General features: G+C 73.9%; 12 protein-coding genes. 3 read left to right on the plus strand and 9 right to left on the minus strand.

Annotation, left to right across the window (positions count from 1 at the left end):
• Nucleotides 1-12: 12 nt before the first annotated feature.
• Together OG406_RS15325 and OG406_RS15330 are read right to left on the minus strand one after the other, a co-directional pair.
• Nucleotides 13-333 (minus strand): hypothetical protein, encoded by a 321-nt coding sequence (locus tag OG406_RS15325; RefSeq protein WP_164372057.1) that lies wholly within the window; start codon nucleotides 331-333, stop codon nucleotides 13-15.
• A gap of 79 nt (nucleotides 334-412) precedes the next feature.
• Entirely contained in the window at nucleotides 413-1,711 is a 1,299-nt protein-coding gene (locus tag OG406_RS15330) for a hypothetical protein (protein WP_329186216.1), read from the minus strand.
• Nucleotides 1,712-1,877: 166 nt separating this feature from the next.
• Between OG406_RS15330 and OG406_RS15335 the strand changes: the two genes are divergently transcribed.
• Nucleotides 1,878-3,434, plus strand: coding sequence for a hypothetical protein (locus OG406_RS15335; RefSeq protein WP_329186217.1), 1,557 nt, complete (start codon nucleotides 1,878-1,880; stop codon nucleotides 3,432-3,434).
• Nucleotides 3,435-3,489: 55 nt separating this feature from the next.
• Here OG406_RS15335 and OG406_RS15340 read toward each other — a convergent pair whose 3' ends face one another.
• The 6 genes from OG406_RS15340 to OG406_RS15365 all read right to left on the minus strand — a co-directional run bounded on the left by OG406_RS15340 (nucleotide 3,490) and on the right by OG406_RS15365 (nucleotide 10,297).
• Nucleotides 3,490-6,168 carry a SpoIIE family protein phosphatase gene (locus OG406_RS15340; protein ID WP_327409018.1) on the minus strand — a complete coding sequence of 893 codons (2,679 nt, stop codon included), beginning with the start codon at nucleotides 6,166-6,168 and terminating at the stop codon, nucleotides 3,490-3,492.
• A gap of 367 nt (nucleotides 6,169-6,535) precedes the next feature.
• Entirely contained in the window at nucleotides 6,536-6,943 is a 408-nt protein-coding gene (locus tag OG406_RS15345) for an ATP-binding protein (RefSeq protein WP_179165295.1), read from the minus strand.
• A gap of 183 nt (nucleotides 6,944-7,126) precedes the next feature.
• Complete coding sequence (locus OG406_RS15350) at nucleotides 7,127-7,537, minus strand: (deoxy)nucleoside triphosphate pyrophosphohydrolase (protein WP_327409019.1); 411 nt, start codon at nucleotides 7,535-7,537, stop codon at nucleotides 7,127-7,129.
• Nucleotides 7,538-7,582: 45 nt separating this feature from the next.
• Nucleotides 7,583-7,765: an SPOR domain-containing protein gene (locus OG406_RS15355; protein WP_081219182.1), complete on the minus strand. Its 183-nt coding sequence runs from the start codon at nucleotides 7,763-7,765 to the stop codon at nucleotides 7,583-7,585.
• Nucleotides 7,766-8,094: 329 nt separating this feature from the next.
• A complete protein-coding gene (locus OG406_RS15360; RefSeq protein ID WP_081219181.1) occupies nucleotides 8,095-8,847 on the minus strand; it encodes a GntR family transcriptional regulator in 753 nt (250 codons plus the stop codon).
• Nucleotides 8,848-8,995: 148 nt separating this feature from the next.
• Nucleotides 8,996-10,297, minus strand: coding sequence for a DUF4190 domain-containing protein (locus OG406_RS15365; protein WP_267048437.1), 1,302 nt, complete (start codon nucleotides 10,295-10,297; stop codon nucleotides 8,996-8,998).
• 283 nt (nucleotides 10,298-10,580) lie between these two features.
• Between OG406_RS15365 and OG406_RS15370 the strand changes: the two genes are divergently transcribed.
• Nucleotides 10,581-11,687: a threonine synthase gene (locus tag OG406_RS15370; RefSeq protein ID WP_164372052.1), complete on the plus strand. Its 1,107-nt coding sequence runs from the start codon at nucleotides 10,581-10,583 to the stop codon at nucleotides 11,685-11,687.
• Between the two features lie 116 nt (nucleotides 11,688-11,803).
• On the opposite strand, the gene OG406_RS15375 is transcribed toward OG406_RS15370, so the two are convergent.
• The gene (locus tag OG406_RS15375; protein WP_329186219.1) at nucleotides 11,804-14,173 is read right to left on the minus strand and encodes a DEAD/DEAH box helicase; all 2,370 of its coding nucleotides are present in this window, start codon (nucleotides 14,171-14,173) and stop codon (nucleotides 11,804-11,806) included.
• A 560-nt stretch (nucleotides 14,174-14,733) separates the two neighbouring features.
• Between OG406_RS15375 and OG406_RS15380 the strand changes: the two genes are divergently transcribed.
• Nucleotides 14,734-14,994, plus strand: a complete 261-nt coding sequence (locus OG406_RS15380) for a hypothetical protein (protein WP_329186221.1) — start codon at nucleotides 14,734-14,736, stop codon at nucleotides 14,992-14,994.
• Nucleotides 14,995-15,014 lie beyond the last annotated feature (20 nt).

The raw sequence follows: 15,014 nt of genomic DNA on the forward strand, positions 1-15,014 counted from the left end.
CGTGATGGTGCGTCAGTTGAGGTCAGTGCGAGGGGACTTGGCGACGCGCCCCGGGTACTGTCCGAGCATCTGGAGCGCCTGGCCCACGAGGAACAGGGCCATTCCGGTCATCGCGTACGGCGTCATGTCGGCGTCGGGGCCGTGGAACGGCCCCAGGAGCATGAACAGGGACATGCCCAGGGATCCGATCAGCGCGCCCCAGCCCCACAGCCTCGGCCGGACGACCCGGCGGCGGACCAACGGCGGCACCCAGGAGGCCGCGATCGCCGCGACGCCGAGTCCCGCGCCGCCCGTGACGGCCGCCACCGCCAGTCCCACCAGGTACCCGTGCATCCGTCCCCCACCTCACGTCTCCCGCGCCGCCCCGGGCCCGCGGGGCGTGCCCGGATCATGGCACGCCGGGCCGGGGACGTCACTCCTTGCCGACCCAGTCCTCGCGGTACGCCGTCCAGTCGGTCTCCGTGGCCGCGAAGTCGACGTAGAGGGCGACGCCGAAGTGTTCGCGGGTGCGGTCCGTGCGGGAGAGGCCGAGGCGGGTTCCGCGGACGGCCGCGGCGACCGTCTCGGCGTACGCGCTGTGACCCATCTTGTTCTCGTGGAAGAACGGCAGGCCCATCAGGAGGTCGGTCGACGTCGGCGTGACCTCCAGGGCGAGCGCGGTCTGCTGGGCGACGTAGCCGCCGTACAGGCTCTGGATGGGCATCGCGGTGTCGTACGACATGACGGCGATCTGGTCGACCCGGCGGGCGACCTGCCCGAAGTAGGCCTGGGACCACCACTTGGGGTGTCCGGTGAGGGTGCCGGCCGCGGAGTGCAGGCCCGGGAGCGGGTCGATCTGGTGGGAGGCGACCGAGAGTTGGACGTGCCGGGCGCGGGTGAGGGCGTGCAGGCGGTCCAGGAGCGCGAGGTAGTGGGCGTCGCCCGAGTGGAGGGGTTCCAGGTCGAAGTGGACGCCGTCGAACCCGGCGTCCAGGATCCGGCCGGCGGAGCGCACGACGGCGTCGCGGGTGCCGGCCCGCTGCAGCCGCATGCCGTCCGGGGTCTCGGTCGCGAGTTCGTCGCCGAGCCAGGCCTGGACCCGGACGTGGGGCAGGCGCTCGTGCACGACCGCGATCAGCCGCCCCGCGGACGGGTACGCCGTCGCCGGGAGCGAGCCGTCGTGCTCCAGCGGCCCCGCGTGGACGTACAGGTCGCGTATCCCGGTGCCCCGCAGCCGCTCCGCCAGCGCGTCGAGGTCCGCGTCGCTCTTCCGGCCGTCCACCCAGGCGTGCCCGAGCCACAGCGCGTCCCGGTTCCGGGTCTGGGTTCCGGCGGCCGGGTCACCGGCGTAGTTCACCCGCAGGGCGATGCCGGCGGCGAGGAGGGGGAGCAGCAGGAGCAGCACCAGGCCGAGCGCGATCCGCCGGGGTGTCCGCAGGCGCGGGTGGCGCCAGACGCGCACGAGCCGCCGGTACGGAGAGGCCCCGCCCGGGCGCGGGCCGGTGTCCTGGCCGGGGAGTGACGGTCTCTCCTCGTGCCACCGCGTCCCGTCGGCGGGTTCCGTCCCGGGCAGTGCCGGGGCGTCGGAGCGCGGCGGCCGGGGTGCGGGCCCGGCGGTCGGGTCGGACGGGCCCTGCCGGGGCACGGCCGGGTCGGGCGGATCCTGCCGGGGCGCTGTCGCCCCGCCGCGTTCCCGCTGCTCGTCCGGCCCGCTGTCCCGCCCCGTGTCCATCCCTCGCACCCCTCCCGTACGCCCCCGTATCCCCTCGTACCTTAGGCGTCCCCACCTCGGTGGATCCGGGTCGCGGAGGCGGTCCGACGGCCATACGCTCCCAAATGTGACGTCGTCCTCGAGTCGAAGCCGGTCGCCCCGGGCCCCGTCGCACAGAGCCGTGCGGGTGGCGCATGCCGTGCTCGGGGGGCTGGTCGCGGTGGGGTGGCTGGTGCTGCCGCTGGCGGGCGGGGCCGGCGGACGGAGTGGGGCGGGCGTCGCGGACGGGGCCACGGTGACGGTCGCGCGGAGCGAGGGCGTCACCGCTCCGGCCGCCCCCTCCTCCGAGGCGGTGGGGGCGACGACCGGGGATCTGGTGCCGCCGCTCGTCGCGGCGGGTGCGGCGGGAGCGCTGGCGGCCTACGGGTACGGGCGGCGCAGACGACGCGTGACGACCCGGACGACACCCGGCGGCAGCGGGAACCACCTCATACCCCTGCCGGAACTGGACGCCCGGGCACGGGAGTTGCTGGTCGGCCTCGACGACTGCGTACGCGCCTCGGCCGAGGAGCTGGGCTGCGCGGCCGACCGCACCGCGCCCGGCGCCGTGACCCCCTACGCGGAGGCGTTGGCGTACGCGGAGGCCGAGCTGCGGGCCGCCTTCCGGCTGCGGCAGCGGCTCGACGACGCGGAGACGGCACCGGACGGCGACGACCGCCGGGACGTGCTGGAGGAGATCGTCGCCCGGTGCGAGGACGCGGGGCGGCGGCTGGACGCGGCGGCGCCGGGCTTCGACCAGCTCCGGGCGCTGGAGCGGGAGACCCCGGCGGCCGTGGAACGGGCGGAGACGCGCTTCAGGGAGCTTGCCGGACGGACTCCGGCCACCGAGGCCGCGCTCGCCGCCCTGCACGAGCGGTACGCCCCCGGCGCCTCACTCCCGGTCGCGGGTGACGTCGAACAGGCCAAGGACCGGCTGGTGTTCGCCGGCCTCCGGCTCAACCTGGCCCGTCAGTGCGCGGACCGGGGCGAGGCCACGAAGGCGGCGGCCTCCCTGCGCGCGGCCGAGGCGGCCGTGGCGCAGGCGGGTGTCCTGCTGAACGGTGTGGACCGGCTGGCGGACGAACTGGCCACGGCCGCCGCGCGGTTGCCGGCGGCTCTCGCGTCGGCGGAGACCGCTTCCGGCGTGGTCCCCGGCCGTGCGACGGCCACCGGGGGGACCGATCCCTTCCCCCTCGGCGGCGACGCACGGCTCGCCCGGGCCGGGGTGCTCCTCGCGGGCGTACGCCGGGAGACGGCGTCCGGGCCCTACGATCCGCCGGACGCGCTGCGCCGGGTGGTGGAGGCGGCCGCGCTGCTCTCCGAGGCGGGCGAGGGCGAGGTTCCGGACCTGCGCGACGACGCGCTGCTGCCGGCTCGCGGCGCGCTCGCCGCGGCCACGGGCTTCATCGGCACGCACCGAGGAGCCGTCGGCAGCGCGGCCCGAACGCGGCTGGCGGAGGCGGAACGCCTGCTCGGCCCCGGTTCCCCCACCTCGACGGCCGTACGGCGGGCCGGTGAACTCGCCCAGGAGGCACGGCGGCTCGCCGAACGGGACGTACGCGCGCACGGCAGTCCCGTGAGCGGCGACGCGGGCGCCGGGGCGGGCGGTGCGGTGCTCGGCGGGATTCTCCTCGGCGACGGCGAGGGCCCGGTGAGCTACGGCGGCCCGCGTACCCGGGGCCGCCGGGCGACGCCCACCGTCTGACCCGACCGCCCGCGGGTGCGGGGGCCGCGGCCGGGTCACGGAGCGGGCGTCGGTCTCAGAACAGGCTCAGCAGCGCCTCGGCCGGGTCGGTGAGGCTCGTCTCCCCGTCCGGCAGCGGGAGTTCGAACCAGACCGTCTTCCCGCGCGGGGTCCTGCGGGAGCCCCACGCCGCGGAGAGGAGACCGACCAGCTGGAGGCCGCGTCCTCCCTCGTCGGTGTCCCGGGCGCGGCGGCGGCGCGGCTGGACAAGTCCGGCGTCCCAGACCTCGCAGACGAGGGTGCGGTCGAGCAGCAGCCGCAGTCTGATCTCGCCCTCGCCGTACCGCAGGGCGTTGGTGACCAGCTCGCTGACCAGCAACTCCGTCGTGTCGACGAGCGGTTCCAGGTCCCAGGCGACGAGCTGTGTGCGCGCGTACTCGCGGGCGCGGCCCACACTGCGCGGCTCGCGCGGCAGGGTCCAGTCGCCGACGGAGTCGGCGGGCAGCCCCTGGACGCGGGCCATCAGCAGGGCGATGTCGTCCTCGCCGTGATGGGTGTCGAGGGTGTTGAGGACGTGGTCGCAGACGTCCTCCAGCGGGCTGGTGGGGTCGGTGAGCGCACCGACGAACGCCTGGAGACCCTCGTCGAGCGGGTGGTCGCGCGATTCGACCAGTCCATCCGTGTAGAGCGCCAACAGCGCGCCCTCGGGCAGTTCGACCTCCACCTCCTCGAAGGGCTCGCCGCCCACCCCGAGGGGCATGCCGGGCGGCACGTCGAGCATCAGCGCGGTCTCGCCGGGCTCGACCAGCACCGGCGGGAGGTGGCCCGCGTTGGCGAAGGTACACCGGCGGGTCACGGAGTCGTAGACCGCGTAGACGCAGGTGGCGAGGTACACCTCGGAGAGGTCGGCGTCGCGGGGCTGGCGTGCCGTGCGGGTCGCCTGCTGGACGCCGCCGGGCGTGCCGAGGCCGCGGGCGATCTCGTCCAGGGCGGAGAGGACCTCGGCGGGTTCGAGATCGAGGAGGGCCAAGGTGCGTACGGCCGTGCGGAGTTCACCCATCGCCACGGCGGCGCGCAGACCGCGGCCCATCACGTCGCCCACCACGAGGGCGGTGCGGTGGCCGGGGAGTTCGATCACGTCGAACCAGTCGCCGCCCACCTCGGTCGCCGCGTTGCCCGGCAGATAGCGGCACGCGATGTCCAGGCCGGAGGCCTCGGGGTCGCCCGGGGGCAGCAGGGAGCGCTGCAGGATGAGGGCGCGTTCGTGCTCGCGGCGGTACAGCCGGGCGTTGTCGATACAGACGGCCGCGCGGGCGGCCAGTTCCACGGCCAGGGACCGGTCGCGTTCCCCGAACGGTTCGCTGCCCTTCGTCCGGGAGAACTGGGCGAGTCCCACGACCGTGTCGTGGGCGACCATCGGGACGGCGAGCGTGGACTGGATGAGGCCGCCGTCGTCCGCGGGGATGTACTGCGGCTTGGCGGTGCGCAGCGCGTCCGCACAGGGCGAGTTGAAGGGGTAGTGGTGGACGGCGCCGACGGCGACGGGTGCCTGGCCGCCGGCGAACGGCGCGTCGGACACCGCGCTGGCGAACGCGACCCGGCGCAGTTCCGCGCTGCCGTCGACGAGCCCCGGCGGAGCCTCGTCCCCGGCCAGCAGTCCCTGGTACAGGTCGACCGTCGCGAGGTCGCAGAAGCCGGGGACCACGACGTCGAGGAGTTCGCGCGCGGTGGTCTCCAGGTCGAGGGAGTTGCCGATGCGGGCGCCCGCTTCGTTCAGAAGGGCGAGATTGCGCCGCGCCGCGGCCGCTTCCCGGGCGGCCGCCCGGCGGGAGGTGATGTCGGTTCCGAGCCAGGCGATACCGATCGGACGGCCGCTTCCGCTGTGGACGCGGTAGAGGTTCACGGACCAGTGGCGGCGCTCCTCGGAGCCGGGCACGTAGCCCGTGACGTGCATGTCCGTGATGGAGTCGCCGGTTTCGAGGACGCGGCGCAGGACGGCCGTGACGCGCTCGGCCTCCGGGTGCGGGAGGTAGTCGTGGACGCCCTTGCCGTGGTGGTCGTCGACGTCACCGCCGAAGATCGAGGCGAACCGCTCGTTGGCCCGCCGGACCCGGAGGTCGGTGTCGATCAGAAGGAACCCGAACGGAGATTGACCGAAAATCGCCTGCGAGGCGGCGAGGTCGGTCTCGATGCTGCGCAGGGTGCGGACGTCCACGACGATGCACACCGCGGCCCGCTCGCCGTCCTCGGTCGTGGTCGGCATCACATAGACCTCGGCGAGGCCCTCCACCGGCTCGGCCGTGCCGTCGGCGGCCGGCACCCGGAAGGGCACCACGCCGGTCCACTCGCGGCCGTCCAGGATCTCCGCCATCTTGCGCTGGCCGAACTCGCGCCGGTCGGCGGCGACGAACGCCTCGATGGGGTCCATGCCGACGGCCCGCTCCGCGGGGATCCCGAAGATCTGCTCGGCGCGCAGGCTCCACTGGTCGACCAGCCCGTCGGCGCCGATCGAGAAGGACGCGACCTTGATGTAGTCGTAGATCGAGCCGGGTGGACTGGTCTGCCACATCGCGTCGCCCGGCGCCTCGCCGGACGCCTCACCGGCCGGGCCGGCCGCCGCGCCGCCCGCCTTTTCGCCCGAGGTGTCACCCGCGTCGTCGCCGGGGGCCGTGCGCGCGGAATCGCTCGCCGCATCAGCCCTCGCGCCGCCCGACGGGTCCTCCGACTCCGTGGCCTTCGCTGGTATCTCGCTCACGCGAACCGTCCCCTCCAGCTCACCGCGTCCGGCACCGGTCACCGGGGGCGGCTGCCCGCAGTATCCAGCACTACGGCGCCGCACAACACGGTGTTCACGATCACAGCACGGTCCCGATGGTTTTTGGACCGGCCGCGACATACTCCCAGTCTTCTAACCAGGTGGCGCCCCGTCGAATCAAAGAATCCGACACCCGCCAGTGGCCTGAACCAGTCGAGCGCCGAGCGCACGCCCCGTCCCCCGGTCCCACCACCCGGCGCGGCGGGCTCATCCCGGCCCCGAGCTGCCGCTTCGGGACCGGACGGGTGTCCCTCGCGGACCCGGCCGAAACCCCGCTGCGGGCCCTGACCGAATCCCTCGGTTCACCTCACCCCGGCACGGCGAGTTCGAACCAGACGGTCTTTCCGTTGTCCCCGGGCCAGGTGCCCCAGCTTCTGCACGAACCGGCCACCAGCTGGAGTCCGCGGCCGCTCTCGTCCTCGGCGGCGGCGGACCGTTCGCGCGGCGGGTCCGGCAGGGGGTCGGAGACCTCGACGCGCAGGGCGCGCTGCCCGTCCACGGGGCGCACCAGACGGACGCCGATCGGGCCCGTCGCATGGCGCAGGGAATTCGTCACCAGCTCGCTGACCAGCAGAACCGCGATGTCACCGACGGAATCCAGCTCCCACGCACGCAGCTGTCCCCGGACGGCGGCACGGGCGGTGCGGACAGCACCCGGGTCCGCCGGAAAGGTCCACTCGGCGCAGTCGCCTTCGGTGTCGATCACATCGATCACTTCCCAGACCAGGAACTCACACCCATGTCCGGTTTCGTGGGATTAGTGGTCACATACCCGATATCGACGCCGGTTTACCGCACTGGGCCGTCCCCTGTGGGGCGAACGGCGTACGCGTCGCGCACGAGCCGCGTCACACCCCCGGGCCGACCGCGCCGCCCGCGCGCGGGCGGCGCCGGGAGATCACCCGCGCGGGGGACCGAGCAGCGGCAGCACGTCCTTGACCGCCGGCACGTCCTGGTCCAGCCAGTCCACGTCCCAGATCTCTTCGGCGGTGAGCCAGCGCAGTTCGTCGTGGTCCTGCAGCGGACGAGGGGCGGCGGAGCCGGCCCGCAGCCGGGCGGCCCAGACCACGAGGACGTAACCGGGCTTCAGCGGCCACTCGCCGGGGACGCGCTCCAGGGGGTCCGTCTCGACGCCCAGCTCCTCGCGCAGCTCACGCACGAGGGCCGGCTCGGGGGTCTCCCCCGGCTCGACCTTGCCGCCCGGCAGTTCCCAGCGCCCGGCGAGTTCGGGAGGCGCGCTGCGGCGGGCGGCGAGCAGGCGCCCTTCGTGCACCAGGGCGCCTGCGACCACCACGATCCGTTCCGTCATGCGCCGGAGCCTACGGGAGCGGAGCGCGGGTCCTGACGCGGCGGATCAGCGGGTGCCGTTCTGCCCGATCCGCTCGACCCAGTAGAGCTGTTTGTGGCCGCGGGCGTCGAGGCTGTCCGCGGTCTTCTGCGCCTCCGCGCGGGTCGCGTACCTGCCGACGCGGTAGCGATTGCCGTTGTCGTCCTGCCGTATGACGAGCCAGGGAAGAGTGATCGTGCCGTCGTTCATCCAGCCCCTCCGCTTCCCGCCCCGGGCCCCCGTCCTGCCCCGCCCTCTAACGAAACCCCACTGCGCATATGCCCGAGCCTACGCCTAACCTTCACGCAGCGAATACGGCTTTTCACAAAGAGGTACGCAACCAGCCAGGAGGGGACGCCTCCCCCGGGGGCGCACGCCGCCGAACACGCCGTCGGCCGCCCCCCGCGCGCCCGCGAACAGGGCGAAGACCGTTCCGCGCCCGGGAGTTGAGAAAGGCCAGATTCCAACCGGGCCGCCCGTCCACCGGGGCCTCCGGCTCATGTCACCGGCCGGTGGACGCAACCCCCGTCAAGGGCACGTCACTTCACCGGCAGGTGGTACGCGATGCGGTATCGGTCCGCCGGGACCACCACGTCCGCCGTCTCGACCGGGCGGCCCGAGGCGTAGAAGGTCCGCTGGATGACGACGACGACATGACCGGGGACGCCGCCCAGCGCGAGGAGTTCCTCGGCGAGACCGGGGCGTGCACCGACCTCCTCGGTGACGTTGTCCACGATCACGTCGATGGCGGCCATGCGCTCGACGACACCCATGCCGCCGAGCGGCCCCTCCTCGGGGAGCATCACCGGCGTACGCCCGGTGACGGCGAGCGGCTCCCAGGAGGTGGAGAGCATCATCGCCTCGCCGCCGTCCCGGTAGACGTAGTTCGTGCACATCACGCGGTCGCCGGGCCGGATGGCGAGCCGCTCGGCGATCGCGCCGCTCGCCTCGACCTGCCGGCTGTGGGACTCCCAGGTGCCGCGCGCGGCCATGTCGGCCTGCTCCTGGCGGAACGGGGTCGCGCCACTGTCCGGCCGGTATCCCGACCGGGCCACCCGGCGCGGCACCGGGCGCTCGCGCACATACGTACCGGAGCCGGAACGGCCCTCCACGAGGCCCTCCGCCATCAGGACCTTCCGCGCCTCCAGGGCGACGGTGTCCGACACCCCGTACTCCTCGCGGATCCTGGCCTGCGAGGGGAGGCGGGTGTGCGGTGGCAGTGAACCGTCGACGATCTTCTTACGGAGATCCCCCGCGACGCGCAGGTAGGCCGGCTGTTCACCGAAAGTCACTTAGCCGCTCCCATCAGGTTGTACAGACAGCAACAGCGTGGCAACCGTGGGTTGTGCCATGCAAGCAAAGGCCAGAGAATCACTCGATGTGATGACGCGAGCCCCCCAAGGGCTTTACGCAGGCACTTTCTCCCCGCTATGGGCGCGGTCACACCTCCATGCCGCTGCCGCCTTCACCACCGCCGTCAGCGCCGCCGGAGCCGCCGCCCGCCGGCGGGGTGGTGGCGAGACCCAGAGCCTCGCGGGTGGTGACCGTCGTGCTGCCGTCGATCAGCTTGGCGCCCTTTTCGTAGTGGGCGTAGAACGTGTCCGCGTCCCGCGCCTCGGCGGCCTTCTCCCACTCCTTCCGCGACCGGTCGAGGTTCTTCAGCAGGGCCTCGACCTGGCCGCTCACCGCCGGGTCGAAGGTGTGGCGGCGGAGCTGCCCGGTCTGCTCGGTGATCGCGTCGGAGACCCTGCGCGCCCACTTCTTGTGGCCCGGCAGGTCGTCCTCCACGTACTCCTCGTCGGGCGCCGAATCCATCGCCGTGTTGAGGAGGCGTGCCGCGTCCAGGTAGGCGAACTGGTCGCCGTCGAGCGTCGTCACGTCCTTGCGCAGCGAGCCGGTCAGCGTGCCCTGTTCGTCGGTGTTCCCGAACATGCAGGTGATCTCGCGGTCCCCGATGCGCCAGCTCTGCGCGGTCGGCGTGAAGTAGTACACGTCGACGTCGTCCGGGACGGCCCAGGCGTCCATCGCGTACGCGTCCATGAGCGCGTAGCACTTGTCGTCGGCCTGGTCGGTGACCGCGGAGTCGCCGGGGAAGGAGTCGCCGGCCACGGTGACCGAGGCGAACACCTCGGCGTCGTGCTTCCCGGCGCAGGGCACCGTGTCGACGTCGTAGGCGAGGCCCTCCAGGCTGTCACCCGGGGCGTCGAAGCACTCGCCCTTGCTCAGCGAGAAGGTGTTTCCGGCCGCCCCTTCGCTGAAGCCCTTCCAGAAGTCGTCCGCACCCCCGGTGGCGAACATCAGCCCGACCAGCAGGGCGCCGATCGACGACATCACGATGCCGCCGATCGCCATGCCCTTGCCGCGCTCCCCGCGCCTGCCGATCTGGACGAGCGCCACGATCCCGAGCACCAGCCCGACCCCGGGCAGGAAGCAGAGGACGCCGAGGACGAGCGCGGCGATCGCGAGCCCGTTGACGGGTGCGGGGCGGTTGTACGGCGAGTACCCCTGGCCCCAGGTCTGGTACGGGGTCCCGTACGGGGACTGCTGGTAGGGGCCCTGCTGGTAGGGAGCTTGCTGGTACGGACCCGGGTAGGAACCCTGCTGGTACGGGCCCTGCGGGTTCGGAACCTGCGGGTTCGGGGGCGGGTACGGCCCGGACGTCCCCGGAGCGCCCGGCGGTGCCCCTTGCGGCGGGTGCTGGCCCTCTGGTTGCTGCGGCCCGGGCGGCGGGGGTATGGCCACGAGTTCCCTTGCTCCTAGTCCACGCGCGGTGGAACCTGCGTACGGCTGCCGGATGGCTGCGCGCATCGTAAAGGGGGCGCGGGTACGGGCGGGACGGAGGGCGGGAGAACGGACGGGGAGAGGCCGGGGGTGCGGGTCGGGAGTGCGGGTCGAGGGTGCGGCTCGGGCCGGTCCGCCGGGCTGCGGTGCCGGGAACGGACGTGGTGGGGCCACGGGGGTAACACGCCTGCGGCCGACCGCCGGTGACACGCCATCACCCGCCGGCCGCGTCTAACCTGCGCGTATGACTGCACTGCCGGACTGCTTCTGCCCGACGGACGGCACCCGCGTCCCCTCCGGTTCGCTCGCCTGGTGCTGCCCGGTGTGCCGGGGGCCGCTCGACCTGGACTTCTCCCCGACCCCGGCCCCGCTCTCGTCGCTGACCGGCCGGGTGAACTCGCTGTGGCGGTACGCGGAGTGCCTGCCGCTGGCCTCGCCCACCGTGAGCCTGGGCGAGGGCCGCACCCCGCTGGTGTCCCTCCGCGAGGATGTCTCCGCGAAGCTCGACTTCCTGACGCCGACGCTGTCGTTCAAGGACCGGGGAGCGGTGCTGCTGGCCGAACTGGCGCTGCGGCTGGGTCCACGGCAGGTGCTGGCGGACAGCAGCGGCAACGCGGGCACGGCGGTCGCCGCGTACTGCGCGCGGGCCGGCCTGCCCTGCACCGTGTACGTGCCCGAGGGCACCTCCCCGAAGAAGCTGGAGCAGATCGAGGCGCACGGGGCGCGGCTGCGGGTGGTCGAGGGCGACCGCGAGGCGACGGCACGGGCGGCGCGCGAGGCGGCCGACGAGGAAGGCGTGTTCTACGCCTCGCACGTCTTCAACCCGTACTTCCTGCACGGCACGAAGACGTACGTCCACGAACTCTGGGAGGACCTCGGCGGACGGCTGCCGGACGTCGTCGTGGTGCCGGTCGGCAACGGCACGCTGCTGCTCGGTGCCGCGCTGGCGGTGGCGGAACTGCACGGAGCGGGGCTGATCGACCGCAGGCCCGCGCTGTACGCCGTCCAGTCGGCGGCGGTCGCGCCGCTCGCCCACGCATGGTCCGAGGGTGCCGAGGACCTCGTGGGTGTGACGGCGACAGCGCCCACGTTCGCCGAGGGCATCGCGATCCCGAACCCGCCCCGGGCCCGCCAGATCCTGCGCGCGGTACGCGCCTCCGGGGGCGCCTTCCTGACCGTGACGGAGGACCAGATCCGGCACGCCCAGTCGGATCTGGCGAGCCGCGGCCTGTACGTGGAGTCGACCGGGGTGGCCTGCTGGGCTGCGGTGCGGGACGGCGCGCTCGGCGGGCGCGAGGCGGTGGTGCCGCTGTGCGGCGCGGGCGTGAAGACGGGGATGGCGCGGGAGTGAGGGCGAGCGGGGAGGCGGGGCCGAGCGGGCAGGTGGGGGCGAGGGTGGAGAGGCGGACGACACGGGAGTGAGGGCGGGGTCCGTGGCTCGGCGGTGAAGGCGGCGCCCTGCCGAGGTCAGCCCTTGGGCTCGGCCTGGGATTCGCGCTCGGATGCGCCGTCTGACGCGCGCTCGGATGCGGCCTCAGGCTCGGCCTCGGGCTCGGGTTCGGCCTCTGGTTCGGACGCGGACGCGAGTCGCTGCTGCTCCTCCTCGACGATCCGGCGGGCCAGGCCGCTGTCCGAGACGTCGACGGCGTCCGGGGTCGCCTCGGCCATGTCGCTGCGGCGGGCGTAGGCGTCGAAGAGCAGCGCCTTGTTCTGCAGGATGCTCAACAGCCGGTCGTCCACGCTGTCCGCGACGAGCAGCCGGTGGACCTGGACGGGACGGACCTGTCCCATGCGGTGGGCGCGGGCCACGGCCTGGTGCTCCAGGGTCGGCTTGACCTGCGGTTCGCACAGGATGACCACGGACGCCGCCTGGAGGTTGAGACCGATGCCGCCGGCCTCGATCTGGCAGAGCAGCACCGCGTGCCCGTCCGCCTCGGTGAACGCGTCGACCAGGCGCTGCCGGTCGGCCGCGGGCACGCTCCCCGATATCGGCCCGAACACCCTTCTCCCCGGCGCCTCCTGGTCCCCGGACCGCAGCGCCTGCTGGACGGCGGCGAGCACGTCACGGAAGTACGAGAACACCACCACCTTGAGATCGTTCGCGGCGGCCTCCGCGGCCAGTTCGCGCAGCCGCTGGAGCTTCGCGGACCGCTCGGGGTCGGCGTAGGCGGCCCGGCGCATCGCCATGAAGTTCCCCGCCGCGACCGCCCTGCGATAGGCCTTCCGGTCGGCCGGTCCGAACTCCTCCCACTCGTCGACCTGGACGAGCGCGGGCAGTTCGGTCAGCACGTCACGCTGGTTGCGCCGCAGATAGGCGGGGGCGACGGCCGTACGGAAGGCGTGCGGGCCCGCGGCGGCACTGCTGTTGTGGATCGCGGGGAGCAGGTCGGGACGCAGGTGGCGGACGAGGCTGCGGAACTCCTCGACACGGTTCTCCATCGGCGTACCGGTGAGGAAGAGCACCCGGTCGCAGCGGGCGGTCCAGGCGGCGACCGCCTTGGAGCGGCGGGCGTCCGGGTTCTTCACGTAGTGGGCCTCGTCGACGACGAGCATCCCGGGCGGCGCCCCGCCGACGGCCCCCGGTCCGGTGCCGTCCGGTACCGGCAGGGTGTGCAGCACGTCGTACGTGGTGATCGCGACGCCCCCGCGCTCGCGCCACTCGCTGTACGCGTCCTGCCGGTGGCCCCCGTGGACGGGGAAGGCGCGCAGGGTGCTGCGGGTGCCGATCTCCCGGGTCCAGTTGATCAGGACGCTGGCCGGGCAGACGACGAGGAAGTGGGTGTGGCCGTCGGCTGCGAGATGGGCGAGCGCGGCGATGGCCTGGACGGTCTTGCCGAGGCCCATCTCGTCGCCGAGCACGACGCGGCGCTGGGCGAGGGCGAACCGGGCGCCGAAGGACTGGTAGCCGCGCAGCGAGACCCGGCGGTGGGTGTCGTCCAGGCGCTGGCCGTGCACACGCTCGGCGACCTCGGACGGCAGGAACCCCTCGGCCGCCTCGACGTCGGCGGCGCCCGCGGGGTGGTCGGCGATCTCGGCGAGCTGGCTGTAGTACTCCGCGGAGCGCAGCTCGAAGTCGACCCAGGCCTCGATCTCGGAGGCCGGTTCGCGCAGCAGGTCGGTGGAGGCCTGCGCGAGCAGCAGGCGTACGTCTCGGGCGGCGGCGTCGGCCGTGAGGTCGCGCAGGGCGACGATCGCGGCGAACGCGCTCTGCCTGCGGCGCCTTCCGGTGACCGCGAGCCGCAGCCAGCCGGCGGCGGGTGCCGCTTCGGGGAGCAGGGCGCCGATGCGCTCGTCGAGCCGCCGGGCGGCGTCCACGGCCCGCCGCAGTTCGGGTGCGGCCTCGACGAGCCGGCGCAGCGCGACGACGAGGGCGGTGGTCCGGGGTTGGGGGTGGTCGACGTCGATCCGTACGGAGACGGTCTCCTCGACGGCGCGCGCGATCTGCCGGGCCGCCGCGAGCGCCTGGTCGGCCGTCTGGGCGCCGACGCCCGGGATCTGCCGCAGGTCGTAGCGGCTCGCCTCGTGCACGGCGCGCACCGAGGCGAGTCCGGCGGCCTCGACGGCCGCGAGCCGCAGCCGGCCCTCGGTGACGTCCTTCAGCCGGGAGACGGGGATGGACTCCAGCTCCCGGGCGACGAGTTCGTCCCGGAGCGGGGTGAGGGCCGAGCGGACCGCCTCGACGGCGCGGGTGTGGTCGGCGAGCACCGTGCGGGCGGCCTCGTGCAGCCGCGTGGCCTCCGCCAGCAGAACGCGCGCCTGCCGCCCGACGGGCGGTTGCGCCACGGGCACCTGCCCGCCGGCACGCCGCCCGCTCACCGCCTCCTCCGTACCCGCCATGACACCCCTCACGTGCCGCCCGCCGCACGCCTGCCGCCGTCCGATGCGCGCATCCTTCCATGCACCGCTGACACCGGTCCCGGGCGAGCCACCGTGCCCCGGCGAGCCACGGACGACCTCGGCGCGACCGACGAAGCCGTCCCCTCCGTCTGCCCGCCGCCCGAGCCGAAACACCGGCACCGGCACCGGCACCGACAGCAGCACCGGCATCGGGCCCGGAACTCCTCGCCGGCCCTCCACACCTGGCCGACCGGGATGTGTCGGATGAGGGGCAACCTCCGGTCGGGCAGGGGTCGTCTTCGGCCGTGATCGTCTCTTTCCCGCCAGGTCCGAACCAACGGAAGATCCGGTTCCGTCCCGATCCGTTCCGGTTCGGGTGTCAACTCGCCCCGTTTCGGGGAGATTTCAGGAATGGCTGCATCATGCAGACGTCCCCGTGGGCGGCAGGGGCATCCTGATCGCACCCCCGCGCACCACCACCCGTACGACGTCCCCCCACTCCTGTCCGGCACCACCCGCACGACCGCCTCCACGGTCGGCCCGACTGCCAGGAGTTCACGGTGACCGCCCACACAGCCACCACGATCGCCCGTCTCCTCGGCCGCCTCCTGTGCCTGCACCTCGCCCTCGCGATGGCGTCCGCGGCCGCCTTCACCGTGCTCGGCGCGCACACCCACCGCACGGCGCTCTACGCGCTGTGGGCGGCCCTGCCTCTCACCGGCGCCGCGTGGGCGCTCGCGCGGGCCACCGAGAAGCGGCGGTCGCGGCGCGACCGGGACGCCAGCACCGCCGACCCCGCCGACTGGACGTCCGCCGCCTGAATCCCGCCGCACCGCCCCCG

Origin of the sequence: Streptomyces sp. NBC_01428 (assembly GCF_036231965.1) — a bacterium.
Lineage (GTDB): Bacteria > Actinomycetota > Actinomycetes > Streptomycetales > Streptomycetaceae > Streptomyces.

Excerpts from the sequence above, each read along its gene's own strand:
- OG406_RS15325 (WP_164372057.1), bottom strand. The coding sequence starts at position 333 with ATGCACGGGTACCTGGTGGGACTGGCGGTGGCGGCCGTCACGGGCGGC.
- OG406_RS15330 (WP_329186216.1), bottom strand. The coding sequence starts at position 1,711 with ATGGACACGGGGCGGGACAGCGGGCCGGACGAGCAGCGGGAACGCGGC.
- OG406_RS15350 (WP_327409019.1), bottom strand. The coding sequence starts at position 7,537 with ATGACGGAACGGATCGTGGTGGTCGCAGGCGCCCTGGTGCACGAAGGG.
- OG406_RS15355 (WP_081219182.1), bottom strand. The coding sequence starts at position 7,765 with ATGAACGACGGCACGATCACTCTTCCCTGGCTCGTCATACGGCAGGAC.
- OG406_RS15370 (WP_164372052.1), top strand. The coding sequence starts at position 10,581 with ATGACTGCACTGCCGGACTGCTTCTGCCCGACGGACGGCACCCGCGTC.
- OG406_RS15375 (WP_329186219.1), bottom strand. The coding sequence starts at position 14,173 with ATGGCGGGTACGGAGGAGGCGGTGAGCGGGCGGCGTGCCGGCGGGCAG.